At 68.6% G+C, this 25495-nt stretch carries 23 protein-coding genes; 9 read left to right on the top strand and 14 right to left on the bottom strand.

What is annotated here, in order from left to right; genetic code table 11:
* Nucleotides 1-858, bottom strand: coding sequence for a DUF2182 domain-containing protein (locus BAU07_RS22025; RefSeq protein ID WP_084026100.1), 858 nt, complete (start codon nt 856-858; stop codon nt 1-3).
* 184 nt (nt 859-1042) lie between these two features.
* Here BAU07_RS22025 and BAU07_RS22020 point away from each other — a divergent pair, with 184 nt between their 5' ends.
* Both BAU07_RS22020 and BAU07_RS22015 read left to right on the top strand, forming a co-directional pair.
* The gene (locus tag BAU07_RS22020) at nt 1043-2251 is read left to right on the top strand and encodes a helix-turn-helix domain-containing protein (protein WP_415830287.1); all 1209 of its coding nucleotides are present in this window, start codon (nt 1043-1045) and stop codon (nt 2249-2251) included.
* 9 nt (nt 2252-2260) lie between these two features.
* Nucleotides 2261-2893 (top strand): Vgb family protein, encoded by a 633-nt coding sequence (locus tag BAU07_RS22015; protein WP_066662515.1) that lies wholly within the window; start codon nt 2261-2263, stop codon nt 2891-2893.
* Here BAU07_RS22015 and BAU07_RS22010 read toward each other — a convergent pair.
* Together BAU07_RS22010 and BAU07_RS22005 are read right to left on the bottom strand one after the other, a co-directional pair.
* Nucleotides 2890-3543, bottom strand: a complete 654-nt coding sequence (locus BAU07_RS22010) for a LysE family translocator (protein ID WP_066662512.1) — start codon at nt 3541-3543, stop codon at nt 2890-2892. The two genes, BAU07_RS22015 and BAU07_RS22010, sit on opposite strands and share 4 nt — an antisense overlap.
* Entirely contained in the window at nt 3540-4463 is a 924-nt protein-coding gene (locus tag BAU07_RS22005) for a DMT family transporter (RefSeq protein ID WP_066662509.1), read from the bottom strand. Before BAU07_RS22005 ends, BAU07_RS22010 begins: the two co-directional genes overlap by 4 nt.
* 175 nt (nt 4464-4638) lie before the next feature.
* On the opposite strand from BAU07_RS22005, the gene BAU07_RS22000 reads away from it, so the two are divergent.
* The 3 genes from BAU07_RS22000 to BAU07_RS21990 all read left to right on the top strand — a co-directional run bounded on the left by BAU07_RS22000 (nt 4639) and on the right by BAU07_RS21990 (nt 7140).
* A complete protein-coding gene (locus tag BAU07_RS22000; protein ID WP_198168944.1) occupies nt 4639-6054 on the top strand; it encodes an aminotransferase-like domain-containing protein in 1416 nt (471 codons plus the stop codon).
* A gap of 150 nt (nt 6055-6204) precedes the next feature.
* Nucleotides 6205-6555 carry a protein tyrosine phosphatase family protein gene (locus BAU07_RS21995; RefSeq protein WP_066662505.1) on the top strand — a complete coding sequence of 117 codons (351 nt, stop codon included), beginning with the start codon at nt 6205-6207 and terminating at the stop codon, nt 6553-6555.
* A 114-nt stretch (nt 6556-6669) separates the two neighbouring features.
* Complete coding sequence (locus tag BAU07_RS21990; RefSeq protein WP_066662502.1) at nt 6670-7140, top strand: universal stress protein; 471 nt, start codon at nt 6670-6672, stop codon at nt 7138-7140.
* Nucleotides 7141-7242: 102 nt separating this feature from the next.
* Here BAU07_RS21990 and BAU07_RS21985 read toward each other — a convergent pair whose 3' ends face one another.
* The 6 genes from BAU07_RS21985 to BAU07_RS21960 form a co-directional block, all read right to left on the bottom strand.
* A complete protein-coding gene (locus tag BAU07_RS21985; RefSeq protein WP_066662500.1) occupies nt 7243-8910 on the bottom strand; it encodes an OFA family MFS transporter in 1668 nt (555 codons plus the stop codon).
* 144 nt (nt 8911-9054) lie between these two features.
* Nucleotides 9055-9312 carry a formate dehydrogenase subunit delta gene (locus BAU07_RS21980; protein WP_066662498.1) on the bottom strand — a complete coding sequence of 86 codons (258 nt, stop codon included), beginning with the start codon at nt 9310-9312 and terminating at the stop codon, nt 9055-9057.
* A 16-nt stretch (nt 9313-9328) separates the two neighbouring features.
* Nucleotides 9329-10168 carry a formate dehydrogenase accessory sulfurtransferase FdhD gene (gene fdhD, locus BAU07_RS21975; protein WP_066662496.1) on the bottom strand — a complete coding sequence of 280 codons (840 nt, stop codon included), beginning with the start codon at nt 10166-10168 and terminating at the stop codon, nt 9329-9331.
* A gap of 6 nt (nt 10169-10174) precedes the next feature.
* Nucleotides 10175-13039, bottom strand: coding sequence for a formate dehydrogenase subunit alpha (gene fdhF, locus BAU07_RS21970; RefSeq protein ID WP_066662494.1), 2865 nt, complete (start codon nt 13037-13039; stop codon nt 10175-10177).
* 38 nt (nt 13040-13077) lie between these two features.
* Nucleotides 13078-14655 (bottom strand): formate dehydrogenase beta subunit, encoded by a 1578-nt coding sequence (locus BAU07_RS21965; RefSeq protein ID WP_066662492.1) that lies wholly within the window; start codon nt 14653-14655, stop codon nt 13078-13080.
* Nucleotides 14652-15206 carry a formate dehydrogenase subunit gamma gene (locus BAU07_RS21960; RefSeq protein ID WP_066662490.1) on the bottom strand — a complete coding sequence of 185 codons (555 nt, stop codon included), beginning with the start codon at nt 15204-15206 and terminating at the stop codon, nt 14652-14654. Before BAU07_RS21960 ends, BAU07_RS21965 begins: the two co-directional genes overlap by 4 nt.
* Nucleotides 15207-15471: 265 nt before the next feature.
* Between BAU07_RS21960 and BAU07_RS21955 the strand changes: the two genes are divergently transcribed.
* Genes BAU07_RS21955 through mobA form a run of 3 tightly spaced genes read left to right on the top strand, consistent with a single transcriptional unit; the run spans nt 15472 to nt 18345 of the window.
* A complete protein-coding gene (locus BAU07_RS21955; RefSeq protein ID WP_066662482.1) occupies nt 15472-16551 on the top strand; it encodes a substrate-binding domain-containing protein in 1080 nt (359 codons plus the stop codon).
* A 55-nt stretch (nt 16552-16606) separates the two neighbouring features.
* On the top strand, nt 16607-17716 hold the full coding sequence (gene moaA, locus BAU07_RS21950) for a GTP 3',8-cyclase MoaA (protein WP_066662480.1): 1110 nt from the start codon (nt 16607-16609) through the stop codon (nt 17714-17716).
* 14 nt (nt 17717-17730) lie between these two features.
* The gene (gene mobA / locus BAU07_RS21945) at nt 17731-18345 is read left to right on the top strand and encodes a molybdenum cofactor guanylyltransferase MobA (protein ID WP_066662478.1); all 615 of its coding nucleotides are present in this window, start codon (nt 17731-17733) and stop codon (nt 18343-18345) included.
* Here mobA and BAU07_RS21940 read toward each other — a convergent pair.
* The 5 genes from BAU07_RS21940 to moaC form a co-directional block, all read right to left on the bottom strand.
* Nucleotides 18318-19523, bottom strand: coding sequence for a molybdopterin molybdotransferase MoeA (locus tag BAU07_RS21940; protein WP_066662475.1), 1206 nt, complete (start codon nt 19521-19523; stop codon nt 18318-18320). The two genes, mobA and BAU07_RS21940, sit on opposite strands and share 28 nt — an antisense overlap.
* Before the next feature lie 38 nt (nt 19524-19561).
* Nucleotides 19562-20092 (bottom strand): molybdenum cofactor biosynthesis protein B, encoded by a 531-nt coding sequence (moaB, locus tag BAU07_RS21935; protein WP_066662473.1) that lies wholly within the window; start codon nt 20090-20092, stop codon nt 19562-19564.
* Nucleotides 20089-20574: a molybdenum cofactor biosynthesis protein MoaE gene (locus BAU07_RS21930; protein WP_066662471.1), complete on the bottom strand. Its 486-nt coding sequence runs from the start codon at nt 20572-20574 to the stop codon at nt 20089-20091. The genes moaB and BAU07_RS21930 overlap by 4 nt, the downstream gene beginning before the upstream one ends.
* A 5-nt stretch (nt 20575-20579) precedes the next feature.
* A complete protein-coding gene (locus BAU07_RS21925; protein ID WP_066662469.1) occupies nt 20580-20831 on the bottom strand; it encodes a MoaD/ThiS family protein in 252 nt (83 codons plus the stop codon).
* Between the two features lie 262 nt (nt 20832-21093).
* The gene (gene moaC, locus BAU07_RS21920) at nt 21094-21585 is read right to left on the bottom strand and encodes a cyclic pyranopterin monophosphate synthase MoaC (RefSeq protein WP_066662463.1); all 492 of its coding nucleotides are present in this window, start codon (nt 21583-21585) and stop codon (nt 21094-21096) included.
* A gap of 188 nt (nt 21586-21773) precedes the next feature.
* On the opposite strand from moaC, the gene BAU07_RS21915 reads away from it, so the two are divergent.
* Nucleotides 21774-25436: a DUF748 domain-containing protein gene (locus BAU07_RS21915; protein WP_066662460.1), complete on the top strand. Its 3663-nt coding sequence runs from the start codon at nt 21774-21776 to the stop codon at nt 25434-25436.
* The last annotated feature ends 59 nt before the right edge of the window (nt 25437-25495 follow it).

The following is a 25495-nucleotide window of genomic DNA, read 5'->3' as shown; positions in this document are numbered from 1 at the left end:
TCACGCGCCGGTGATCGCTCGCAACCCGAGGTACAGGCCGCCGACGAGGGTGACGGCCCCAATGCCGCGTGCGACCCGTGCGCCGCCGGGGGCGACCCGTTCGGCTGTGATGGCCGCCGTGACGAGGGCCATCGCGGCCAGGTCCATGATGCCCATGGCCAGCAGGACGGCCGTCAGGCCCGCGCAGCAGGAGCCGCAGTGCAGGCCCAGGCGCATGCCGTGACGCCAGGCGGTACCCGGGTCGGCGGGCAAGCCGCGGTCCGGGTCCGGTGTCCGCAGAGAGCCGGCAAGATGGCGTGCTTTCCATGGGCTGCATTGCAGTACTCCCCCGAGTACCACGACCACGCCCTGCGCGAGCGGCATGGCTTGCGCCAGCGCGGGCAGTCGCATCGCGGCGGCGCCTACCGCCGCGCCGATCGGAAAGATGGCCACGCCGAACGCCGTCCATACCGCCAGATAGCCCAGGCCGGCCAATGCGGCGAGCCCGTCCAGGCGTGCCTCGCCCGCGCGCGGCCGCGCCGGTTCGCCATGGCGCGAAACGCCGCGCTCGACCGCGAGCCGATAGCGCCACAGCATGGGCGCCAGCGCGGGCAGCATCATGGCGGTCATCATCGCGACCCACATGGCCACGAAGGCGAGTCCGGCGTCCAGCCAGGTCTGTCCCGGCATGCGCATCCAGGTCATGGACATCGTCCCGCCCCCGCACAGCGGGATGCCCGCCCACGCCGGCAAGGCCGCATGTGAGGCGAGCGTCGCGGTGACGCCGCCCAGGAAAAGCAGCGTCGAGATGCCGATGAACCGCCGCCGCGCAGCGCGCGCCGGCGTTGGGTACGGCGGGGGCGGGGGGTTTGTGTGCATGTCCATCGGGATCCTCTGCTCCGCGGTGGTTCGGGCCGGGCCCGCAGCGCGTGTCCTGCGTGATGCCGCGCCGGGGCGAACACCCTGCGTTCCATCGGCGCGCTGCGTGGGGGCCGTGATAGATTAGGCCGGGGCAGCGCAGGCTGGGAGTGACAAGTGTGGCGGGAATCCAGTGGACCAGAAGATGAGGGCTGCGGCGCGCTCGCTGGCGGCGGGTGACCCGCTGGGCGCGCTGAACCAGGTCGCGCTGCGCGACGACGCCTCCGCGCTGGCGCTGCGCGGCATTGCCATGGCGCAGTTGGGCGATTTCGTGCGCGCGCAGGCGCTGGTACGCAGCGCGGCGCGCGCCTTCGGCGTCAGGGATGTGGTGGCGCGCGCCCGGTGCGTGGTGGCGGAAGCGGAGATTGCGCTGGCTGCGCGCGACCTCGGCTGGCCCGCGAAGGCGCTGGATGCGGCCCGCATGACACTGGATGCGCATGGCGATCGGCGCAACGCCGCGCATGCGCGCTGTCTGCACGTACGGTATCTGCTCCTGACCGGCCGGCTGGACGAGGCCGAGCATGTGCTCGCCGCATTGGATCCGGTGGCCCTGCCCGCGGCAAGCAGGGCCGTCCATGCCTTGCTGGCCGCCGGGGTCGCCATGCGCCGCGTGCGTGCCCGGGCGGCGCGCGAAGCGCTGGTGCAAGCCCGCCGCGCGGCTGACGAAGCCGGTATTCCCGCCCTGCAAGCCGAGGTCGAAAGCGCCCGCGCGGCCTTGGACATGCCGGCGGCGCGGCTGGTCGCGGGGGGCGGGGAACGGCTGCTCCGGCTCGACGAGGTGGAAGCCGTGCTGGCATCGGATGCGCTGGTCGTGGACGCCTGCCGGCATGTGGTGCGCCAGGCCGGCATCGCCGTCCCATTGGCGAGCCGGCCGGTCTTGTTCGCGCTGGCGCATGCGCTGGCCGAGGCCTGGCCGGCCGACGTACCGCGCGGGATGCTCATCGCACGCGCATTCCGGGCCCGGTCCGCGGACGAATCGCACCGTGCACGGCTGCGCGTGGAAATGGGGCGGCTGCGGACGTTGTTGCGCGACCTGGCCGAGGTAACGGCGACCCGGCAAGGCTTTGCGCTGGCGCCGCGCCGTGCCCCGGAAGTGTTGGTGCTGGCACGTCCGGTGGACGTGCCGCACGCGGCGGTGCTGGCATTTCTGGCGGACGGCGAGGCGTGGTCCAGCTCGGCGCTGGCGCTGGCCCTGGGGGATAGCCAGCGTACCGTGCAGCGGGCGCTGGAGTCGCTGGCCGCGGCGGGCGCCATCCACTTCGTCGGCCGGGGTAGGGCACGGCGCTGGATGGCGCGGCCGCTGCATGGATTCGCGACGACCTTGTTACTCCCTGCGCCGCTGCCGATGGACTAGGATGCCCACATGAAAACCAAACCTGCCCAGATCGATCGCGAATATGGCCCGTTCCCGGGCGTCGACGCCGTACATGGCGTCACCTATGACGGCCGGCACGTCTGGTTCGCCACGGGTGACCAGCTGCTGGCCTTCGACCCCGCGAGCGGCCAGACACAGCGTTCCATCGATGCTCCCGCGAACGCGGGAACGGCCTATGACGGCCACCACCTGTTCCAGATCTCGGGCGACCGGATCCTGAAGATCGATCCGGACAGCGGCGCGGTCCTGGCGACCATCCCCGCACCCGGTGGCGGGGGTGACGATGCCGGACTGGCATGGGCGGAAGGCACGCTCTGGGTGGGCCAGTACCGCGGCCGCAAAATCCACCAGATCGATCCGGAGACGGGCGCGATCCTGCGCACCATCGAATCGAACCGCTACGTCACCGGTGTGACCTGGGTAGAGGGCGAGCTTTGGCATGGCACATGGGAAGCCGAGGCCAGCGATCTCCGTCGTATCGATCCGCGCAGCGGGGAAGTGCTGGAGTCGCTCGAAATGCCGCCTGGCGTGGGCGTTTCGGGGCTGGAGGCCGACGGCGCCGACCGTTTCTTCTGCGGCGGCGGCAACAGCGGCAAGGTCAGGGTCGTGCGGCGGGCTTAGCGCGGCGCGAAGTGCGCCGCCAGTTCCAGGGCAATCGGATACAGCGAAATCACCAGCAGCGCGGCCATGCCCACGTTGAAGGCCCGCACGGCCGCAGGTTGGCGCAGGACCCGGCGCAGCGCCGTGCCGAAAGTCACCCAGACGCCGATGCTGGGCAGGTTGACGACCGCGCACACCAGCGCCGCCACGATCAGGTTCAGGAAGAAACCGGATTCCGGAATATAGGTCGCGGCCAGTCCCACCACCATGACCCAGGCCTTCGGATTGACCCATTGGAAAGCGGCGGCCTGCATGAAGGTGATCGGCCGCGCGCCCCGGGCGCCTTCCTCGATCTGTCCGGCGGTGGCGATCTTCCACGCCAGGTAGAGCAGGTAGGCGGCGCCCGCGTACTTCAACAGCGTGTAGAGCAGCGGCATGCTGTGGAACACCGCACCCAGCCCCGCGCCCACCAGCAGGATCATCAGCGTGAATCCCAGGTTGACGCCCAGCATGTGCGGCATCGATCGGCGGAAGCCGAAATTCAAGCCGGAAGACGCCAGCATGATGTTGTTGGGTCCCGGCGTGATCGAGCTCACCAGCGCGAACAGCGCCAGCGGTCCCAGCAGGCTGCCCGACAGCAGCGGAATCGTCTCGGTCAGGTCCATCGTCATCGGCCTCCTCGCGCGGCGGCGCGGCGCCCCGCGGCGATCACCCCGATGACGGCCACTGCGAACAAAAGCGTGGCGAGCGTCACCGTTTCGCCGAACAGGAGGGCTGCCGCCACGACGGTGATGAACGGCTGCAGCAACTGCACCTGGCCGACCCGCGCGATGCCGCCGCGCGCCAGCCCCCGATACCACGCGAAAAAGCCCAGGAACATCGAACCGAAGGACAGGTAGGCCAGCGCCAGCCATACCGCCGGCGACGGTGCCGCGGTTACCTGCGCGGCCATCCACGCCACCGGGCCTATGAGAAAGGGCGCGCTGACGACCAGCGCCCAGCAGATGGTGCGCCAGCCGCCCAGTGTGCGGGACACGCGCGCGCCTTCCGCGTAGCCCATGCCGCCCAGGACGGTGGCCACGAGCAGCCAGACGTCGCCGACCTGCAGTGCGCCGCCGCCTTCGCGCAGGGCGAACGCCGCGACCAGGGCCGCGCCCGCCATTGCCCAGAACCAGAAGCGGCGGGGCGGGCGTTCCCCGCTGCCCAGGGCGGCGAAGGCGGCCGTCGCAAGCGGCAGCAGTCCGTTGACCACCGCGCCATGCGCGGCCGGCACGGTTTGCATGGCCAGCGTCGAGGCCACCGGCCATCCGGCCACGACGCCCAATGCCGCCAGGATCACGCCAGGCCATTCGGCTCGTGCCGGCAAGCGGCTGCGCGTCAGCCACAACAGCAGTCCGGCCGGTACGGCCGCCACCACCGCGCGCCCCAGCCCGACCAGCAGGGGATGCAGCTCGGCCACCGCGATGCGCGACATCGGCAATGTCAGGCTGAATACCAGCACCCCCACGAAGGCCGCCCCGTAGCCCTCCCAGTGGTGGGGCGCCACCGGCGCGGCGGGCAGGGTAACCGAAGGGGCGACATTGCGCGGCATGGTCATATCCAAGGGAAGATACGGAGGCCACGGCACTTGCACGCGGGCTCGGGAACTGACACTCTACGCACACCAACCAGTACAGTACCGGTACAGATCTCCAGTTCACTGGCATAACTGGCCTGCCTTTCCCACCATGACACTTTCCTCCGACTCGCCGTCCCGCTGGCGCCCCGTGCGCGGCAATGACGTCACGCTGGCCGCCCAACTGGTGGATGCGCTGACGCGCCGCATCGAAGACGAAGGCTTGCGTCCGGGCTCGCGCCTGCCCTCGATCAGGGCCATGGCCGAACAGGCTGGGGTCAGCCGCTTCACGGTCGTGGAAGCCTACGACCGCCTGGCTGCCAGCGGACTGGTGCAGTCGCGCCGCGGCGCGGGGTTTTTCGTTGCGGCACGCAGCCCCGCGCGATCGGCGGCGGTGCCGGCGCCGCCGGCAGCGCTGGATGCGCCGGCGCGCATCGACATCGCCTGGCTGTTGCGCAGCATGTTCCGCGAGACTGTCGGCCCCGGCATGCCGGGTGGCGCGGGACTGTTGCCGCCCGAATGGCTGGACGCCGACATGGTTGCAGGCGCCGTCCGCGCGGTTGGGCGCACGGTGCGCAACAACCTCCTTTCCTACGGCCAGCCGCAAGGTTACCCGGCCCTGCGCCAGCAGATCGCGGCCCTCCTGCAAGGCCTCGGCGTGCCGGCGCATCCCGAACACAATCTATTGACCACGGCCGGCGTCACCCATGGGCTGGACCTGATCGCCCGCCTGCTGGTAGGGCCAGGCGATGCCGTGCTGGTGGAGGACCCGGCCTGGTTCGTGATCTTCGGCCGCCTGGCCGCGGTGGGCGCGCGCGTCATCGGCGTGCCGCGCACCCCGGCGGGGCCGGACGTGGAGGCCCTGGAACGGTTGGCGGCGCAGCACCGGCCCAAGCTCTTCATCGTCAACAGCGTCGTCCACAATCCCACCGGGCACACGCTGTCGGCGGGCACGGCCTACGACATCCTGCGCATCGCCGAGCGGCACGACTTCATGCTGGTGGAAGACGATACCTATTCGGAACTGCACCCCGGCAACGCGATGCGGCTGTCGGTGCTGGACCGGTTGAACCGGGTGATGCTGGTGGGCGGTTTTTCCAAGATGCTGGCGCCCAGCCTGCGGGTCGGCTACGTCGCGGCCGCGCCCGCCCTGCTGGAGAAACTCGCCGAATTGAAAATGCTGTCGGGCCTGACTTCGTCGGAGCTGGGAGAGCGCGTGATCCACCGCATCCTGGCCGAGGGCCAGTTCCGCCGCCACGTCGAACGGGTGCGCGCGCGCGTCGACGTGGCGCGCGAACGCTGCGTGAAGCTGCTGCTGGAACGGGGCTTCGAGGTGCCGCAGATGCCGCATGCCGGCATGTTCATCTGGGCCGACTGCGGCCGCGATGCCGAAGGGCTGGCGCGGGCGGCGGCCGAGCGCAACCTGTTGCTGGCGCCCGGGACGCTGTTCTCTCCCACTCAGGCCCCTTCGACGTATCTGCGATTCTCCGCCAGCATGGTGGACAACGATGCGGCCTGGCGCATGGTCGAGGACCTGATGCGTGCCCCGGCCGCGCGCGGCGCATAACGGCGCGCCGGCAGCATGGCCACCGTCATCCGGGACGCCTATACTGGATCGTATCCATTCCGTCGCCGGCGTTGCGCGGCGTTTCGCGGCGTATTGTCACGTCGTGCGGCGGCACGGCCCTATCCATAGACGCATAGAAGGAAAATCGCCATGTCCGTTCCCATCAATCGCCTCTCCGACACCTTCGCCGTCGCGCCGCAATTGTCGCCCGACGACATGGCGGCCGTTGCCGCGGCCGGCTACAAGAGCGTCATCATCAACCGCCCGGACTATGAAGGCGGACCGCAGCAGCCGACGGCCGCCGACGTATCGCAGGCGGCCCTCAATGCCGGCCTGCAGGTCGAGTACCAGCCGGTGGTCAGCGGCGGCATGACCGCCGAGGACGTCAGCCGCTTCGCGGAATTGCTGCGCACCTTGCCCGGCCCGGTGCTGGCGTATTGCCGCACGGGGACCCGCTGCACCAACCTGTATGTCGCCGCGCAGCAAACGCCCCAAAGGTAGCTTCAACCCCGGCTCGATCTCAGGGTAGACCCCAGGCGCGACCCCGGGTAGGTGCTCTGCCGCCGCGCACGGTTTTCCGGTAGGATGGATTCACCGAAAAACAAGGAGCAGGCCATGTTCAAGAAGATCCTGATTCCCACCGACGGGTCCCCGCTGTCCGCCCAGGCCGCCAATGCGGGGATCTGCTTCGCCCGCTCGACGGGCGCCGAAGTCGTGGCGCTGCATGTTACCCAGCCCTTCGCGGCCACCATAGGTTTCGACGGCATGGCCGCCGCCTATGCCATCACCGACGAAGACTACGAAAAGGCGTCCGCCGAGCAATCGCAGCGCTATCTGAAGCAGGTCATGGACCGCGCCAGTACCGCGGGCGTGAAGGGCTCCTCGCGCGCGGTGTCCAACTTCAACGTGGCCGATGGCATCGTACAGGCCGCCACCGATGCCGGCTGCGACCTGATCTTCATCGGCAGCCACGGCCGCAGCGGCCTGTCGCGGCTGCTGCTGGGCAGCGTGACCGCCAAGGTGCTTTCCCTGGCGCATGTGGCGGTGCTGGTGTACCGCGTCAAGGAAGACAAAGACAAGTCCTAGGCTTGCCTGTTCGCCGGTGGCTGCGCATGGCGCGACCGCCTGAAGAAAAACGCCGGTGTCCTAATGGGCACCGGCGTTTTTCATGGCCTTGATCGCACCGCTTTACCGGAACAGCACCACCGCCTGCTGCAGGGTGAGCCAAAAGCCCCAGGCCAGCGGGATGCCGACGCAGGCCCAGCCGAAGGCCACGGCCATGGCGGGTGTGCGCGTGGTGGAGATGGCTTCGCCCTGCACCTGCGTGGCCACGGCGCGCTCATGCGCCAGCGCCTTTTCGCGGGCAAGCTCTTCGTCGTTCATGAAGTGCTTGGGATTGACCGGACGGATCGCCAGGTTGCACAGCAGCCCCAGCACCAGGATGCCGGCCAGGATGTACATGGTGATGTCGTAGACCTGCGCGCGCGGCACGCCGATGGCCAACTGATACTCGCGGATATAGCTGATCAGTATGGGGCCGAAGATGCCCGCCGCCGACCACGCGGTCAACAGGCGTCCGTGGATGGCGCCCACCATCTGGGTGCCGAACAGGTCGGCCAGGTACGCGGGCACCGTGGAGAAGCCGCCGCCGTACATCGACAGGATGATGCAGAAGGCGCCCACGAACAAGGCCAGGTGGCCGGCATGCGCGGACCAGGGCACCGAGGCGTACAGCACGATGCCCAGGACGAAGAAGACGCAATAGGTCATCTTGCGGCCCAGCTTGTCCGAAAAACTGGCCCAGGCGAAGCGGCCGCCAATATTGAACAGGCTGAGCAGTCCGGTGAAGCCGGCCGCGATGGTCGCGATGGCGGCCAGTTGTTCCTTGTTCAATTGCGAAAAGGTCAGGCCGTCCTGGCCGATGAGACGGCCGCCGAACACTTCCTGCAGCAGGGGCGAAGCCATGCCGATAATGCCGATGCCGGCGGTCACGTTCAGGCACAGCGCCAGCCAGACCAGCCAGAATTGCGGCACGCCCCACACTTTCTTCACGTGCACATGGCCGTGGGTGATCATCGCGTTCCTGGTCTGTGCCGACGGGGGCGTCCAGCCTTCGGGCTTCCAGTTCGATGCCGGTACCCGGTAGGACAGCGCGCCGGCGACCATGAATACGGCGTAGATGGCCGCCATGGTCAGGAAGGTCTGCCACACGCCGGGCGAACTGGGCGTGGCGTAGTGGCGCATCAACAGGTTGGCGAGGGGCGCACCCACCATGGCGCCGCCGCCGAAGCCCATGATGGCCATGCCGGTCGCCATGCCGCGCCGGTCGGGAAACCACTTGATCAAGGTGCTGACCGGCGAGATATAGCCCAGTCCCAGGCCCACGCCGCCGATCACGCCGGAGCCCACCCACAGCATCCACAACTGATGAAGGTAGACCCCGATGGCCGAGATGACCAGGCCGCCGCACCAGCATAGCGCCGAGACGATACCGGCCTTGCGCGGTCCGGCGCGTTCCAGCCACCCGCCCCATACCGCGGCCGAGCAGCCCAGCAGCACGAAGAACAGGATGTAGGTCACCGTCATGCTGGAAATACGCCAGTCGCAGCTGGTGGTGAACAGTTCGGCGAACAGGCTCATGTCCGCGGGGCACGAGAGCGCCGCGGTTCCGCCCAGGGCCTTGGACAGCGGCAGCCAGAACACGGAGAACCCGTAGGCCATGCCGATGCACAAATGGATCGCCAGCGCGGCGGGCGGAACAAGCCAGCGGTTGAAGCCGGGGCCCGCAATGGTTCTTTCCTTCTCCAGGAAGCCGGGTTTGCCGGCTGGAATGTCCAGCGTGGTCGCTGAGCTCATGTCTTCTCCTTCGCTCTTCGGGTGGATGCGAAATTGCGCGCGCGACCATACGCACGCGCTTTCCGGTTCTTCTACTGCCGCCTTGCCTTCGTTTGATCCGTCTGCCTGGTCACGCTCGGTTCTTCCGCCGCGTACGGCTTGCGGTCAGTGCACGGCCGTCTTCGGAGTCAGCCGTTCACGGTTGCCCTGCACCGCTTCCAGCACGATGGGGCTTAGCGTGATGTCGTTGTCCACGCCATCGGGGTGGCGGGCCAGGAATTCCAGCAGTTCTGTCCGCATGCGCGGCTCCCAGAACTTCTGGATATGGTTGGCCACGCCCTCGACAGCTTCGGGGCGGTCCGGCATCGCGTCGAAGAAGTCGCCGATGCGGTTGGCCATGCGTATGAGATTGCCGATGTCCATGTGGTCTCCTTGTTCTTCAGGGCGCGATGCGCTCGGCATGGGCGTACAGCGTGGCGTTGTCGTCGCGCATGAAACCCAGCAGCGCGATGCCGAGCCGGTCCGCCAGCCGCTGGGCCAGCGCCGTCGGCGCCGACACGGCGGCCAGGATGCCGACGCGGGCGGCGGCGGTCTTTTGCACCATTTCGAAGCTGGCGCGGCTGGACACGACGATCATGCCGGCGCCCGCGGCGGCATGCGGCGCGGCGCCGGGCGCGTGCCGTGCCAGTGCGCCGACCAGTTTGTCCAGCGCGTTGTGGCGGCCCACGTCTTCGCGCACCAGGCCGACCGCGCCGTGTGCGTCGGCCCAGCCGGCGGCATGCGTGGCGCCGGTCAGGCCATGCAGCGCCTGCCGTCCGCGCATGGCCCGCATGGCGGCCAGCACCGCGCCCACCGTCATGCGCGGGCCCGGTGGCACGGCCGGGATATCGCGCAGCACTTCGGGCAGCGTTTCGACGCCGCACAGGCCGCAGCCGGTGCGGCCGGACAGGGCGCGGCGCCGTTGCTTGAGCCGCGCCCCGCAGGCGCTGGAAATGGTGACCGCGACCACCACGCCGTCGCTGTCCGCGCGCAGTTCGATGTCGCGTACATCGTGCGCGCTGTCGACGATGCCCTCGGTCAGGGAAAAGCCGATCGCGAAATCTTCCAGATCCGTGGGGGTGGCCAGCATGGTGGCGTGGCTGATGCCGTTGTACTCGAGCGCGATGGGCGTTTCCTCGGCCAGCACGTCGTAATCGGAGGCCGGCGCCAGTGCGCCGCCGCGTATGCGCAGCACGCTGGCGCGCACCGAGGCTGGCTGCGGGGTGTCGAGCGCTTCCATGCTCTCCTACTTGCCGGCCGGCGCGGTTTCGCGGGCCGCGAGCAGTTTCTGCTGGATGTCGGTGAAGCGGCTCCATTCGCGCTGCCATTCCGACGGCTGTGATACCCGCATTACCTGCACCGCGGTGACCTTGTACTCCGGGCAGTTGGTGGCCCAGTCCGAATTGTCGGTCGTGACGACGTTGGCGCCGGACTCGGGGAAGTGGAAGGTGGTGTACAGGACGCCGGGCTGGACCCGGTCGGTCAGCACCGCGCGCAGGACGGTCTCGCCGGCACGGCTCTGCACGCCCACCCAATCGCCATCGGCGATCCCGCGGTCCTCGGCGTCCTGCGGATGGATTTCCAGCACGTCCTCGCTATGCCACATCACATTCGGCGTGCGCCGCGTTTGCGCGCCCACGTTGTACTGCGACAGGATACGGCCGGTCGTCAGCAGCAGCGGGTACTTGCGCGTGCTGCGCTCCTCGCTGGCGACGTACTTGGTGATGATGAATTTGCCCTTGCCGCGCACGAATTCGTCCACGTGCATGATGGGCGTGCCTTCCGGCGCTTCGTCGTTGCATGGCCATTGCACGCTGCCCAGGCGCTCCAGCTTCTCGTAGGTCACGCCGGCGAAGGTCGGCGTGAGCCGCGCGATCTCCTCCATGATTTCGCTGGGATGGCGGTAGTTCATGGGGTAGCCCATGGCGTTGGACAGATCCATGGTGATTTCCCAATCCGCCTTGCCGTTGCGCGGCTCCATGACCTTGCGCACGCGGGAGATGCGGCGCTCGGCATTGGTGAAGGTGCCGTCCTTCTCCAGGAAGGACGAGCCGGGCAGGAAGACGTGGGCGTACTTCGCCGTTTCGTTCAGGAACAGGTCCTGGACCACGATGCATTCCATGGCCGCCAGCGCCGCGGCCACGTGTTGCGTATTCGGGTCGGACTGCACGATGTCCTCGCCCTGGCAGTACAGGCCGCGGAAGGTGCCGGCCAGCGCCGCCTCGAACATATTGGGAATGCGCAGGCCGGGCTCCGGCTGCAGCGTCACGCCCCAGTCGCGTTCGAACTGGCCGCGCGTCGTGTCGTCGGAGATGTGGCGGTAGCCCGGCAGCTCATGGGGGAATGAGCCCATGTCGCAGGAGCCCTGTACGTTGTTCTGGCCGCGCAGCGGGTTTACGCCCACTCCTTCACGGCCGACGTTGCCGGTGGCCATGGCCAGATTGGCGATACCCATGACCGTGGTCGAGCCCTGGCTGTGCTCGGTGACGCCCAGGCCGTAGTAGATCGCCGCATTGCCGCCGGTGGCATACAGGCGCGCGGCGCCGCGCGCCAGCGCGGCCGGCACGCCGGTGACAGCTTCCATCGCCTCGGGCGAGTTCTCCGGCCGCGACACGAACTCGCGCCATTCCTGGAAGGCCTTGGTTTCGCAGCGTTCGGCGACGAAGGCCTCGTTGATCAGTCCCTCGGTGGCGATGACGTGGGCCAGGGACGAGAGCAGCGCCACGTTGGTGCCGGGCCGCACCTGCAGATGGAAGTCCGCCTTGGCGTGCGGCGAGCTGACCAGCTCGATGCGGCGCGGGTCGATGACGATCAACCGGGCTCCTTCGCGCAGGCGGCGCTTGAGCCGCGACGCGAAGACGGGGTGGGCGCTGCTGGGGTTGGCGCCCATCACCACGATCACGTCGGAAAACATCACCGAATCGAAAGTCTGCGTGCCCGCCGATTCACCCAGCGTCTGCTTCAGGCCATAGCCGGTCGGCGAATGGCATACGCGTGCGCAGGTATCGACGTTGTTGGTGCCGAAGCCGGCGCGCACCAGTTTCTGTACCAGCCAGGTTTCCTCGTTGGTGCAGCGCGAGGACGTGATGCCGCCAATGGCGTCGCGGCCGTGCTGCGCCTGCAGCCGCTTGAACTCCGATGCGGCGTAGCCGATGGCCTCTTCCCAGGACACTTCGCGCCACGGATCGCTGATGTTCTTGCGGATCATCGGCTTGGTGACGCGTTCCTTGTGCGTCGTGTAGCCCCAGGCGAAACGGCCCTTGACGCAGGAGTGCCCGCGGTTGGCCTGGCCGTCCTTCCACGGCACCATCCGCACGACTTCCTGGCCCTTCATTTCGGCCTTGAAGCCGCAACCCACGCCGCAATAGGCGCAGGTCGTCACGACGGAGTGCTCGGCCTGGCCCATCATGATGACGGTCTTCTCCTGCAGCGTCGCGGTCGGGCAGGCCTGCACGCACGCGCCGCAGGACACGCATTCGCTATCCATGAAGGGCTGGTCCTGGCCGGCCGACACGCGCGAGTCGAAGCCCTTGCCGGAAATCGTCAGCGCGAAGGTGCCCTGCGTTTCCTCGCAGGCACGCACGCAGCGGTTGCAGACGATGCACTTGGAGGGATCGTAGGTGAAGTAGGGGTTCGATTCGTCCTTGGCGTCGTCCAGGTGGTTCTCGCCGCCGTAGCCGTAGCGCACCTCGCGCAAGCCCACCACGCCGGCCATGTCCTGCAGCTCGCAGTCGCCGTTGGCCGGGCAGGTCAGGCAGTCGAGCGGGTGGTCGGAGATGTACAGCTCCATCACGCCGCGGCGCAGGTCGTGCAGCTTGGGCGTTTCCGTGCGCACCACCATGCCCGCTTCGACCGGCGTGGTACAGGACGCCGGATAGCCGCGGCGGCCGTCGATCTCCACCAGGCACAGGCGGCACGAGCCGAACGCTTCCAGGCTGTCGGTGGCGCACAGCTTGGGGATATTGATGCCCGCTTCGGCGGCCGCCCGCATGACCGACGTCCCGGCCGGCACGCTGATCTCCTGGCCGTCTATGGTCAGGTTGACGTATTGCCCGGATACGCGGGCCGGGGTGCCATAGTCGCGTTCACGCTTGATGACGGTTTCCAACATGGTGTTGTCTCCAGTACGCGCCGTTCTCCGGCCGCCGTTCAGGCCGGATGGGTCGCGCCGGCGTTCGATACGCCGAAATCCTGCGGAAAATGGTTCAGGGCCGAAAGCACGGGGTACGGCGCCATGCCGCCCAGGGCGCACAGCGATCCGCCCAGCATGGTGTCGCACAGATCGCGCAGCAGGTGCACCTGCTTTTCGTGATCGGCGCCGCGCGCGGCGATGCGGTCGATGGTCTCCACGCCGCGCGTGGAGCCGATGCGACAGGGCGTGCACTTGCCGCAGGATTCGATCGCGCAGAACTCCAGCGCGTAGCGCGCCATGCGCAGCATGTCGACGCTGTCGTCGAAGGCGACCAGTCCGCCATGGCCGATCATCGCCGAGATGCCGACATAGGCTTCGTAGTCGAGCGGCACGTCCCACTGCGATTCGGGCAGGTAGGCGCCCAGGGGCCCGCCGACCTGGACGGCGCGCAGCGGCCGTCCGGACGCGCTGCCGCCGCCGAAGTCGTACAGCAGTTCGCGCAGCGTCAGGCCGAACGCCTTTTCCACCAGGCCGCCCTGCTTGAGGTTGCCGGCCAGCTGGAAGGGCAGCGTGCCTTGCGAACGTCCCACGCCGTAGTCGCGGTAATACGCTGCGCCGCGCGCCAGGATGATGGGGACGGAGGCCAGCGAAATGACGTTGTTGATGACCGTCGGCTTGCCGAACAGGCCGGCGATGGCGGGCAGCGGAGGCTTGGCGCGCACAACGCCGCGCTTGCCTTCCAGGCTTTCCAGCAGCGAGGTCTCTTCGCCGCAGATGTACGCGCCGGCGCCCTTGCGCACGTGCAGGTCGAAGGCCCGTCCGCTGCCCAGGATGTCGGCGCCCAGCCAGCCGGAGGCGCGCGCCCGGACGATGGCGTCTTCCAGCGCCGCGATGGCGTGCGGGTATTCGGAGCGCACGTAGATGTAGCCCAGCGTGGCGCCCACCGCCAGGCCGGCGATGGCCATGCCTTCGATCAGCACATACGGGTCGCCTTCCATCAACAGGCGGTCCGCGAAGGTGCCCGAGTCGCCTTCGTCGGCGTTGCAGACGATGTACTTCTGCTCGGCCGGCGTGGTCAGCACAGTCTTCCACTTGATGCCCGTCGGAAAGGCCGCGCCGCCGCGTCCGCGCAGCCCCGAGGCCTGTACTTCCTCGACGATCTGCGCCGGCGCCAAATCCAGCGCGCGGCGCAGGCCTTGCAGCCCGCCATGCGCCGTGTAGTCGTCCTGATCAAGCGGGTCGATAACGCCGACGCGGGCGAAGGTCAGGCGCTCCTGGCGCTTCAGGTAAGGGATCTCTTCCGTCAGGCCATGGCCCAGCGCATGCGCGCCGCCCTGCAGCCAGCCGGCGTCGAACAGCGCCGGAACGTCCTCGGCCTGCACCGGCCCGTAGGCGAGGCGGCCGGCCGGCGTGGCGACCTCCACCAGCGGCTCCAGCCACAGCAGGCCGCGGGAACCGTTGCGCACGATGCGCACGGCCTGCCCGCGGCGCGCGGCTTCCGCTTCGATCGCACGGGCGACATCGTCGGCGCCCACCGCGAGCGCGGCGGCGTCGCGCGGCACATAGACGGTGATGGGAGCGGCGGACGCGTTCATGAACCCTCCTTCACATAGCCGAGGATGGTGTCGAAACGCCGGGGCGTCAGCCGCGCATAGGGCACGCCATCCACCAGCATGGCCGGTGACTGCGCGCACAGCCCCAGGCAGTACACGGGTTCCAGGGTGTATGCGCCGTCCGCGCTGGTGGCATGGAAGTCGCAGCCCAGCTTCTTGCGCGCATGGTCGGCGATGTGCTCGCCGCCCATGGCCTGACAGGACTCGGCACGGCAGACTTCGACGATGTGGCGGCCGGCCGGCTTCTGGCGAAAGTGCGGATAGAAGGTGATCACGCCGTGCACTTCGGCGCGCGACAGGTTCAGGGCCTCGGCGATGGGTGCCACCGCCTCCGGCGGAATACAGCCCAGTTCGTGCTGCACCGTATGCAGGATGGGGAGCAGGGCCCCGGGCACATCCTTGTGCGCGGCGACGGCACGCGCCGCGGCGGCGATGGCCGGATGATCGGATCGGGCTGCGGTCTGGTGGGCGAGTTCGCCCCCGCGTGCGCCGCCGTTGGATGCCAGGTCCGCCCTGGCGTGGCCTTCTTGCATGGAGTCGGACTCCCTCAGATCGTTTTCTGGCAGCGCTAATATGTTTTTTGGAACATAATATATGGCGCTGTTGTCTCTTGGACGCGACTCTAAACCCGGATTCGATGCGTTTCAATATGAACAAGTTTGCCTATAAGCCGGCATCCCGAAGCGGTTGTGGCGTGGCACGGTGCCCGTGCGGCGGCGGGCCACTGCCTGCTCACCGGCAGCCGCGGCGCGGTGATGCCCCGGGGGACCGGCGCCTGCACGGGGCGGCGTCGCAGCCATGAGCACCGGCTTCCGTATCGCCCTGCGCCCGGGCTGGTGGCTGACGCGCGACAGCGCCGACGACGGCGTCGCCCTGCAGGAGGTGCTGTCGCTGCTCGCGGCCATCGACGCGCTCGGCCATATCGCCGGCGCCTGCCGCGCCTGTGGCTTGTCCTATCGCCATGGCTGGGGCGTCCTGCGCCGCTTCGAGGCCGTGTTCGGTACGCCGTTGCTGATCACGCGCCGGCGCCAGGGCACGGAGCTATCGCCCTTCGCGCAGCGCCTGTTGTGGGCCAACCGGCGCATCGAGGCCCGCTTGATGCCGATGCTCGAAAGCCTGGCGTCCGAACTGCAGGAGGACCTGGAGCGCCTGCTGCCGGAAAGCGGCCCGCACCTGAAGCTGCATGCCAGCCATGGCTTCGCCGTGGAAGCGCTGATGCAGCACATGAGCGAACGGCAGCCCGGACTGGAACTGCGTTATCGCACCGCGACGGAAGCGCTTGCCTCGCTGGACAGCGGCGAATGCGACCTGGCCGGCTTCCAGGTGCCGCAGGGGGAATTCGAAAAAACCATGATGCGGCATTACGCGCAATGGCTCGATCCCGCCGAGCACCTGCTCATACACCTGGCCGTGCGCAATACCGGGCTGTTCGTTACGCCGGGCAATCCGAAGGGCATCCGCGGGGTCGCCGACCTGGCGCGCCCGAACGTGCGCTTCGTCAACCGCCAGATCGGCTCCAGCACACGGCATCTGGTCGAACTGATGCTGCGCCGGCTGGACATTCCGCTGACACGTGTGCAAGGCTACGAGAACAGCGAGTTCACCCACATGGCGGTGGCGGCGCATATCGCCAGCGGCATGGCGGACGCCGGCATCGGCGTGGAAACCGCCGCGCACCGCTTCGGCCTGGACTTCATTCCCCTGGCGCAGGAGCGGTATTTCTTCGCCATACGCAAGTCGGCCCTGGAGTCGCCCGCCATGCAGGCCCTGCTGGCCATCATGCGAGGCGCGGACTACAAGAACTATGTCGGCCAGCTGGTGGGCTACGACGCCACCGAGACCGGCCGCATCCAGACGCTGCAGGAGGCGTTCGGTTGATGCCATCGATCCTGCATGGCCCGGCCTGCGGCCGGCACGTTATGATGATCCCACCATGTCCAAAGTCATTTTCCTGACCGACCATCGCGCCGCGCCGCGCGCCAGCTCCGGCGCGCCCGTCCTGCCGGAGCCCGGACAGCCCGTGCGCGACACCCGCGCGCGGCCGCTGCGCGACCTGCGCATATCGGTCACGGATCGCTGCAACTTCCGCTGCACGTACTGCATGCCGCGCGATGTGTTCGACGGCAACCATGCCTTCCTGCCGCACGCGCAGCTCCTGTCCTTCGAAGAGATTGCGCGCACGGCGAATGTGTTCGCGCGACTGGGCGTGCGCAAGATCCGCCTGACCGGCGGAGAACCCTTGCTGCGCAAGAACATCGAAACGCTGATTGGCATGCTCGCCCGATTGCGTACGCCGGACGGCGAGCCGCTGGAGCTCAGCCTGACCACCAACGGCAGCTTGCTGGCGCGCAAGGCGCGCGCGCTCAAGGATGCCGGGCTGAATCGTGTGACGGTCAGCATGGATGCGCTGGATGCGCAGATGTTCGCCCGCATGAGCGACACCGATTTTCCGGTCGCCGACGTGCTGCGCGGCATCGACGCCGCGGCCGAAGCGGGCCTGACACCCGTCAAGGTGAACATGGTGGTGCGGCGCGGGGTCAACGACGACCAGATCATGCCGATGGCGCGCCACTTCCGCGGCACGGGCCACGTGCTGCGCTTCATCGAATACATGGATGTCGGCAGCACCAACGGCTGGAATATGGCGGAGGTGTTGCCCAGCGCCGACGTGCTGGCGCGCATCGGCGCGGAGTTTCCTCTGGTGCCCCTGGAAACCGACCCGATGGGCCGCGTGGCGCAACGCTGGGCCTATGCCGATGGCGCCGGCGAGGTGGGCGTGATCTCCAGTGTCACGCAGGCTTTCTGCGAAGGCTGTACGCGCGCGCGCCTGTCGCCCGAGGGGCGCCTGTTCCTGTGCCTGTTCGCCAGCCAGGGCCACGATCTGCGCGCGCTGATCCGGGGTGGTGCCGACGACGACCGGCTGGCGGCGGCCATCGCGGGCATCTGGTCAGGCCGTGACGACCATTATTCCGAAGGCCGGGTGGCCGGTACGCCCGCCGCGGGATCGGGGCCCAAGGTCGAGATGAGCTACATCGGCGGTTGAGCGCCCTGAACCCCATGGAGACCTCGCAGATCGCCGGGTTGATTCTCGCGGGCGGCCGCGGCTCGCGCATGGACGAGGCCGACAAGGGGTTCGCATTGCTGAACGGCCGTCCCATGGTCGAGCACGTCGCCAGCCGTTTCAGGCCGCAGGTGAGCGCCTTGCTGATCAGCGCCAATCGCAACCTGGAGCGCTATGCCGATTACGGCCAGGTGGTGACCGACGATCCCGCGCACGGCACATGGCAAGGCCCCTTGGCCGGCGTGGCCGCGGGCCTGGAGGCCTCGCAGCATCCGTGGCTCGCCACCGCTCCCTGCGATGTTCCCTTTGTGCCGCAAAGCCTGGTGGCGCGCCTGGCTCATGCCCTGGCGTCGCCGTCCGCCGGCCCCCGCGTGGCGGTCGCCTGCACCGGCGGCCGTCGCCAGCCCGTATGCATGCTGCTGTCGCGCGACCTGTTGCCCGATCTGCTGAAATACCTGGACGAGGGCGGCCGCAAGGTCGACACCTGGCAATCGCGCGTCGGCTGCGTCGAAGTTGCCTTCGACGACCAGGCCGATGCCTTCATGAACGTGAATACGACCGGCGAACTGAGCCGCGCCAGCCGCTACGACAGCCAGTGGCTGAAGTCGTAGTAGGCGACTTTCTCGCCGTCGTACACCGGCACGCCGGCCGGAATGCGCGCCAGCCCCGTGGCCCAGGGCAATGAACTGACCACGCCCGATCCCTGCTTGTCGAACGCCTGCAATTCGCCGACCCCGCCGGCGTTCACGATGCGGCGCACGCGCAGGAATTCCTCGCGGCTGTCCTGGCGCGGGTCTTCCGTGCGCAAGGTCAGCATGCTGACCTGCGGGAAGAGCTCGCGCCGGCCCTGCATGCGCCGTAGCAGGGGCGAGACCAGCACCGCGAAAACGGCGAAGGCCGACACCGGATTGCCGGGCAGGCAGACCACCGGCGTGCCGCCCACATGGGCCATGGCGACGGGTTTGCCGGGCTTCATGCGCACGCGCCACAGGTCCAGCGTGGCGCCCAGGCTTTCCAGCACCGGCTTGACCAGGTCCTTGTCGCCGACGGATACGCCGCCGATGCTGATGACCAGGTCGCATTCGCGGGTCAGGGTCTGGAAGGCGTCCTTCAGGCTGGCTTCCTCGTCCGCGGCATGCAGGACGTGGGTGGCGCGGCCGCCCATGTTCTCGACCAGGGCGGCCAGCATGGCGCCGTTCGAGTTGTAGATCTGGTGGTCGGCCCGCGGTTCGCCGGGCGCGACCAGTTCGTCCCCGGTGGTGAGGATGCCGACCCGCACGGCGGGATGCACGCTGACGCGGACGATGCCCTGCGAAGCCAGCAGGGCGATCTGCGCGGGGCCGATGCGCGTGCCGGCCGCGAGCAGCGGCGTGCCGGTCGCCGTGTCCTCGCCGCGTCGGCGCACGTGCTGGCCCTGCCGGGGGGCGCGGGTGATTTCGACGTGGCCGTCGGCTTCGCGGGTGTCTTCCTGCATCACGACCGTATCGGCGCCGGCCGGCATGATGCTGCCGGTGAACAGGCGGCTGGCATGGCCGGGCTGCAGCGCCTGCGGCGTGTGGCCGGCATAGACGATCTGGTCGATCGGCAGGCGGGCGCCTTCGCGGTAGTCGGCATGGCGCAGGGCGTAGCCGTCCATGGCGCTGTTGTCCGCGGGCGGCAGGTCCAGCGTGGCGGTCAGGTCCCGCGCGAGCACCAGGCCCATGGCTTCGCGCAGGGGCATGTCGGTGGCAGTCGTGGGCAGGGGCGCGCCGTTGGCGAGCCGGGTCTGGGCGTCGTCGAAATCTAGCATCGTGGTCCTTGTTCGCGCGTAGCAGGCGCGCCCGCGCCTTAGCGCGAGCGTCCCGAGTTCTGCAAGTGCGTGGCGAAGTTGCACGGCTTGTGCCGGCTGTCGAGCTGTTCGCGCAGGATGTGCTTCCACGCGGTTTCGCAGGCGCCGGTGGAGCCGGGCAGGCAGAAAATCAGGGTGTCGTTGGCATAGCCGGCCAGCGCGCGCGACTGGATGGTAGAGCTGCCGATCTCCTGGTACGACACATGGCGGAACAGTTCGCCGAAGCCCGGGATTTCCTTGTCGAGCAGCGCCGTCACGGCTTCCGGCGTCGAATCGCGGTGCGAGAAGCCGGTGCCGCCGGTTATCACGATGACCTGGACTTCGGGGTCGGCGATCCAGTCGCTGACGATGCGGCGGATCAGGTAGATGTTGTCCTTGACCAGGTCGCGGCGCACGCAATCGTGGCCGTCGCGCGCCAGCGTCTCGGCCAGCCAGTTCCCCGAGGTATCGTTGCCGGCGGTGCGCGTATCGCTGACCGTCAGGACGGCGCACGCCAGTGATACCTTCCGATCGTTGTTCTGCTCGCTCATTTGTTTTCCTTCGAAAAGCCCGTGCTGCCGGCGTCCCAGGACCGGGTCCGGTCATGATCGGTTTGACGTTGTTCCACCCAGAAGCTGCGCCCGCTGGCCAGCGTTTCCCGCTTCCAGAAGGGCGCGCGCGTCTTGAGCGCATCGATCATGTATTCGCAGGCGCGGAAGGCATCCCCGCGATGCGCGCTTGCCGCGCCGACGAAAACAATCTGAGCATTGCGGGGCAGGGCGCCCACGCGGTGCGCGATGATGAAGTCGACCACCTGCCAGCGCGACATGGCCTGCTGCCCGATCTCTTCGAGCTCGCGTTCGCACATGCCGGGGTAGTGTTCCAGGAAAAGCGTCTCCGTCGCTTCATCGGCCGAAAAGTCGCGCACATAGCCCGTGAAGGTGACGATGGCCCCGGCTGCCGCGCCCGCACGCGCGCGCAGGCCGGCCAGCAAGGCCGACGCGTCGAAATCGGCGTCCTGGACGACGACCATGGCGTTCAACCTCCCGTGACGGGTTCGAAGACGGCCACTTCGTCGCCCGCATGGATGGTGACGGATGGCTTGGCGTGGGTCTGGTTCACCGCCAGCTTGAGCCGGCCGGCGGGCGCCAACTGCGGATAGCGCTGTTCCAGGCTCTGCAGCAGCGCGGTGCCCGTGATGGCCGGCTCGGGCAACGGCCAGGGTTCGGCACGGCGCCCGGTCAGTTCGGCGACGTGCGCAAAATACAGAAGATTGATGGCCGGGCTCATGCCGGGGTTCACATGGTTTCCGCTCACCGCGCACCTCTGGGCCATCGGCCCGAAATCGTTCGCCTGGCGCCCTGCCGCCGCGGCGCGCGCGATGGCGGCGCGGTCGCCGGCCCGGGCAGGGCCGCATGACAGGACTCTGGCATTCTACCCCCGCCGGCGGGGCGCCGCGGCCGGTCCGGCGAGCGTGACGGGACGCTCCCGGACAAGGCGTCCCGTGGCGCCTGCGCCGACAGGAGCCGGCGTCACCGGTCCCGACCCTCTGCTACGGCTGCGCATGCCACTCGCCGCTTTTCCCGCCCGCCTTGTATTCGAGGCGGACCTGCTCGATGACGATGCCCTTGTCGGCGGCCTTGCACATATCGTAGATGGTGAGTGCAGCCACGCTGCAGGCGGTCATGGCCTCCATTTCGACGCCGGTACGGAAATCGGTGCGGCACGTGGCGCGGATATCGATGCTGTGCCCGGCGTCGTCCAGCGCGAAGTCCACGCCCACGAAGGACAGCGGCAGGCTATGGCACAGGGGGATCAGGTCCGCGCACCGCTTGGCGGCCAGCATGCCCGCCACGCGCGCGGTGTTCAGGACTTCGCCCTTGCCCTGTCCCGGCTGCGTCAGCAGGCCATACGCCGTGGCGTTCATGCGCACGCGCGCCGCGGCGATGGCCACGCGAGCCGTGACGGTCTTGCCGCCGACGTCGACCATGCGGACCTGGCCGGATTCATCGAGGTGACTCAAAGCAGGGGGAGGATTCGGCATCTGCGTGCGCTCGCCAACGGCGGCCAATTGAGGTTTTGAAACGAACTGTGTGTCCGCCGTGTCTGCACGGCGCGCTTATTTATGATGGCGCGCTGTGCCCTGGCGGCGGAAGGCTGTGCGACCACGATCATAATGGACGCGCTCCGGCCCCGGGGCGATAATGCCGCAACCTCGACAGGAGACCCCCGATGCCCTTGCGTTTGCCCCGAATACGAATCACGCGGCGGTTTTTGCGGATTACTGGGGGCATCGTCGGGTTCATCCTGCTGCTGTTCGCCCTGGCCGCCTGGCAGGTGCCGGAATTCACGCGGCGGGCCTTGACGCGCGACGTGGCAGGGATGCTGGGCCGCGACGTGCAAGTCGGCAAGATCACCTTCAATCCGTTTACGCTGACATTGCGGGCGCACGACATTGCCGTGGCCCAGCCCGGCGGCGCGCAACCCTTGTTTGCGCTGGCGCAGGCCGATATCAGCGCATCCTGGCGCTCGCTGTTCTGGTTCGCGCCGGTGGTCGACGCCCTGGTGCTGCGCCAACCTCGCCTGGCGCTGGTGCGGGACGGCCAGGCGCATTTCAATTTCTCCGACGTGCAGCAGAAGCTCGCGGCGCTGTCGGCCGGCGAGCCGCCGGCGCCCGAAGAGCAGGACAAGCCGCTGCCGCGCTTCTCGCTGAACAATATGCGGCTGGAGGACGGCTCGATCACCCTCGACGACAAGGTGACGGGCAAGAAGCAGGTCATCGACGAAATCGCGCTGGGCGTCCCGTTCATTTCGAACTTCGGCTACGCCACGGATATCGACGTGCTGCCACGCTTCCACGCGCGCATCAACGGCAGCCCCTTCGATCTGCACGGGACGGCGCGCCCCTTCGATGCCGTGCCGACCTCCACCCTGGATGTCAACTTCAAGGGACTGGCGCTGGAGCAGTGGGCCGATGCCTGGGGTGTGCCGCTGCCCATCAAGCTGAACCGTGGCTTGCTGGATTCGGATCTGCGCATCGCGTTCGAACAGCCCAAGGACGCCACGCCCAAGCTGCGCATCGCCGGCGGCATGAGCCTGCGCGAACTCGACCTGCGCGAGGCCTCGGACGACGGGTTGCTGGCGTGGCAGTCGCTGAACGTGCGCGGCGTGGATCTGCTGCCCTTGGAGCGGCGCCTGCATATCGGCGAAGTGGAACTGGCCGCGCCGCGCATCCAGACGCGCCGCTACGCCGACCAGCGCATCAACTGGATCGACGTGGTGGATAAACTCCAGCGGCTGGGCGCAGGCGCCAGGACGGACGGTCCGCCGCCCGTGTCTACCGTCAAGACGGCGACAACGCCATTGGCGGCCGGCAAGGCGGCGCAGGCGGATAAAGGCGCGGCAGGCGGCGCGACGGGTGGCGCGGCGCCGCCAACCGGCCAGGCCGCCGCGAGCGCGCCCGCGGGTCCGGCCCCCGGTACGCCCGCCACGGCGCCGGCTGCGACGCCCCCGGCGCCGGGACCCTCCGCGCCGGCAAATCCCGCAGGAACGACAGTGCCCGCAGGAACGGCGGCTCCCGCAGGTACGACGGCTCCCGCCGGAACGACAGCCCCGACAACGACGTCGGCTCCTACAGCTCCGCAGCCCGCCGCGGCGCCCGACCCTTGGCGCGTGTCCATCGACAAAATCAGCGTGGTCGACGGCCAGCTGCAGGTGCGTGACGCCGGCACGCAGCTGGACTATGCGCTGGATAAGTTGGCCGTGACGGTCGAGCACGTGCAATTGCCGCAGCCCAAGGACCAGCCCATCGCGCTCCGTGTGAGCGCGGCCAATCCCGACGGCGCCACCCTGGAAAGCAGCGGCGGCCTGATCCTGCAGCCGCTGGCCCTGAACCTGGACCTGCGTGCCGCGCGCCTGCCGCTGAAGCCGTTCGCCGGGGCGGTGCGCAGCGTCGCGCCGGTCACGCTGCTGGGCGGCACCGCCGGCGCTTCGGCCAAAATCAATGTCACCGACAAGGGCGGCGTGTATGTCACCCAGGCGACCGACGTGAAGCTGGACCTGGCCGATGCATCGGCGCGCGACGAAACCCTGCAACCGCCGGTCAACGTTGCCGTCAAGACGCTGGCCCTGGGCCTGGACCGGCTGGCGCTGGGACCCGGCACATCGAAGTTCGACCTGCGCGGCACCGGCATCCTGGGCGAGGGAGCGCTGTCGTCGCAAGGCAGCGTCAGCCTGCAGCCGCTGGCGGTCAAGGCGCGTATCGATCTTTCCGACCTCAATGTGGCGCAGTTGGCCCCTTACGCGGCGTCCAGCCTGAACGCCACGGTGCGCTCGGTACGGATCGGCGCCAAGGGCGACGCGGAATTCGTGGCGGCGCAGGGCGCCACGCCGATGAAGGCGTCGTGGAAAGGCGGTATCGACGTCACCGACCTGAACCTCCAGGACCGCGTCAATCGCGCCGACTTCCTGGCGTGGAAGCGGCTCAGCATGGCGGACATGGCGGTATCCATGGCCGGCGGCAAGCCGACGATCGATCTTGGCGACGTGACGCTGGACAACTTCTACGGCAATGTCCTGCTGAATGCGCAGGGCCGGTTGAATGTGCTCGACCTGGTCGCCGAGCCCGGCCAGGCGCGCGGCTCCATCACGCAGGATACGCAAAGCCGGGGCGCTCCTCCGCCGTCCGCCAAGGGCGGCGCGATGCCGGACATTGCAGTGCGCAGCGTGACGCTGAAGAACGGCCGCGCCACCTTCAACGACCGCTTCGTGCGGCCCAACTACACCGCGGAACTCTCGGCCATCGAAGGGTCGGTATCCGCCGTGTCCTCGACCAACCCCAAGCCCGCGAATGTCAGCGTCAAGGGACGCGTGTATCGCACCGCGCCGCTCACCATCAGCGGGATCGTGCAGCCTTTCGCGAAGTTCCTGACGCTCGACATCAAGGCCTCGGCGCGCGGCGTGGACCTGCCGCGCTTCACCACCTATTCCGCCAAGTACGTGGGCTATCCCATCGAACGGGGCAAGCTGTCGCTGGACGTGGAGTACCGCATCAAGAACCGCGAGCTCCAGGCCAGCAACCGGGTGCAGCTGGACCAACTCACCTTCGGCGCCAAGACCGACAGCCCGCAGGCCACCACGCTGCCCGTCATGCTGGCGGTCGCGCTGCTGAAGGACCGCAACGGCAATATCGACATCAACCTGCCGATATCCGGGTCGCTGGATGATCCGAGTTTCTCCGTCGGCGGCATCATCGTGCGCGTGCTGGGCAATCTCATCGTCAAGGCGGTCACCTCGCCCTTCAGCCTGATCGCGTCGGCCTTCGGCGGCGGCGGGGAGGAATTGTCGTATGTCGCCTTCGCGCCGGGCAGCGCCGTATTGACCGACCAGGCCAAGGATAAGCTGAAGAAGCTGGCGAGCGCGCTGGCCGACCGGCCCTCCTTGAAGATGGATATCTCCGGACGCGCCGATCCCGTCACCGACGAGGACGGGCTGCGCCAGGCCTGGGTGGACATGCGGGTGCGCGCCGCCCGCGCCCGGGCCACGGGCAAGAGCAGCCGCCTGGACGGCGAGGCGCCGCTGTCGGACGCCGAGCGCGCCAAATACCTGGCCGACGCCTACGACAACACCAAGCTGGACAACAAGCCGCGCAATTTCATCGGCATCGCCAAGTCGCTGCCGCCGGACCAGATGGAAGCGCTGATGCGGCAGGCCGCGCCGGCGGGCGAGGCCCAGTTGCGCCGGCTCGCCGATGCGCGCGCGCAGGCCGCCTACGAGCAGCTGCAGGCCGACGGCGCGCCGATGGACCGCATATTCATGGTGGCGCCCACGCTTTCGGCCGATGGCATCAAGGACGATGGCGCGCCGAATCGCGTAGAGTTTTCATTGAAGCGCTGAGACCCACCGCCGGACCGCGGCAGGTCCGCGGCCGGTTGCAGGCTCGCACGGGGCGGGGC

It is taken from the genome of Bordetella flabilis (assembly GCF_001676725.1).
GTDB lineage: Bacteria > Pseudomonadota > Gammaproteobacteria > Burkholderiales > Burkholderiaceae_B > Bordetella_C > Bordetella_C flabilis.
This window is presented reverse-complemented; position numbering and strand designations above follow the sequence as displayed.

Bases quoted from the DNA above. Each gene is read 5' to 3' on its own strand.
- fdhF (WP_066662494.1), bottom strand. From the start codon at position 13,039: ATGTTGGAAACCGTCATCAAGCGTGAACGCGACTATGGCACCCCGGCC.
- BAU07_RS21930 (WP_066662471.1), bottom strand. From the start codon at position 20,574: ATGGTCGTCGTCCAGGACGCCGATTTCGACGCGTCGGCCTTGCTGGCC.
- BAU07_RS22010 (WP_066662512.1), bottom strand. From the start codon at position 3,543: ATGACGATGGACCTGACCGAGACGATTCCGCTGCTGTCGGGCAGCCTG.
- mobA (WP_066662478.1), top strand. From the start codon at position 17,731: ATGGAGACCTCGCAGATCGCCGGGTTGATTCTCGCGGGCGGCCGCGGC.
- BAU07_RS21940 (WP_066662475.1), bottom strand. From the start codon at position 19,523: ATGCTAGATTTCGACGACGCCCAGACCCGGCTCGCCAACGGCGCGCCC.
- BAU07_RS22020 (WP_415830287.1), top strand. From the start codon at position 1,043: ATGAGGGCTGCGGCGCGCTCGCTGGCGGCGGGTGACCCGCTGGGCGCG.
- moaC (WP_066662463.1), bottom strand. From the start codon at position 21,585: ATGCCGAATCCTCCCCCTGCTTTGAGTCACCTCGATGAATCCGGCCAG.
- BAU07_RS21925 (WP_066662469.1), bottom strand. From the start codon at position 20,831: ATGAGCCCGGCCATCAATCTTCTGTATTTTGCGCACGTCGCCGAACTG.
- BAU07_RS21955 (WP_066662482.1), top strand. From the start codon at position 15,472: ATGAGCACCGGCTTCCGTATCGCCCTGCGCCCGGGCTGGTGGCTGACG.
- BAU07_RS21960 (WP_066662490.1), bottom strand. From the start codon at position 15,206: ATGCAAGAAGGCCACGCCAGGGCGGACCTGGCATCCAACGGCGGCGCA.
- BAU07_RS21995 (WP_066662505.1), top strand. From the start codon at position 6,205: ATGTCCGTTCCCATCAATCGCCTCTCCGACACCTTCGCCGTCGCGCCG.
- fdhD (WP_066662496.1), bottom strand. From the start codon at position 10,168: ATGGAAGCGCTCGACACCCCGCAGCCAGCCTCGGTGCGCGCCAGCGTG.
- BAU07_RS21965 (WP_066662492.1), bottom strand. From the start codon at position 14,655: ATGAACGCGTCCGCCGCTCCCATCACCGTCTATGTGCCGCGCGACGCC.
- BAU07_RS22025 (WP_084026100.1), bottom strand. From the start codon at position 858: ATGCACACAAACCCCCCGCCCCCGCCGTACCCAACGCCGGCGCGCGCT.
- BAU07_RS22005 (WP_066662509.1), bottom strand. From the start codon at position 4,463: ATGCCGCGCAATGTCGCCCCTTCGGTTACCCTGCCCGCCGCGCCGGTG.
- BAU07_RS21915 (WP_066662460.1), top strand. From the start codon at position 21,774: ATGCCCTTGCGTTTGCCCCGAATACGAATCACGCGGCGGTTTTTGCGG.
- BAU07_RS21980 (WP_066662498.1), bottom strand. From the start codon at position 9,312: ATGGACATCGGCAATCTCATACGCATGGCCAACCGCATCGGCGACTTC.
- BAU07_RS21990 (WP_066662502.1), top strand. From the start codon at position 6,670: ATGTTCAAGAAGATCCTGATTCCCACCGACGGGTCCCCGCTGTCCGCC.
- BAU07_RS21985 (WP_066662500.1), bottom strand. From the start codon at position 8,910: ATGAGCTCAGCGACCACGCTGGACATTCCAGCCGGCAAACCCGGCTTC.
- moaB (WP_066662473.1), bottom strand. From the start codon at position 20,092: ATGAGCGAGCAGAACAACGATCGGAAGGTATCACTGGCGTGCGCCGTC.
- BAU07_RS22015 (WP_066662515.1), top strand. From the start codon at position 2,261: ATGAAAACCAAACCTGCCCAGATCGATCGCGAATATGGCCCGTTCCCG.
- moaA (WP_066662480.1), top strand. From the start codon at position 16,607: ATGTCCAAAGTCATTTTCCTGACCGACCATCGCGCCGCGCCGCGCGCC.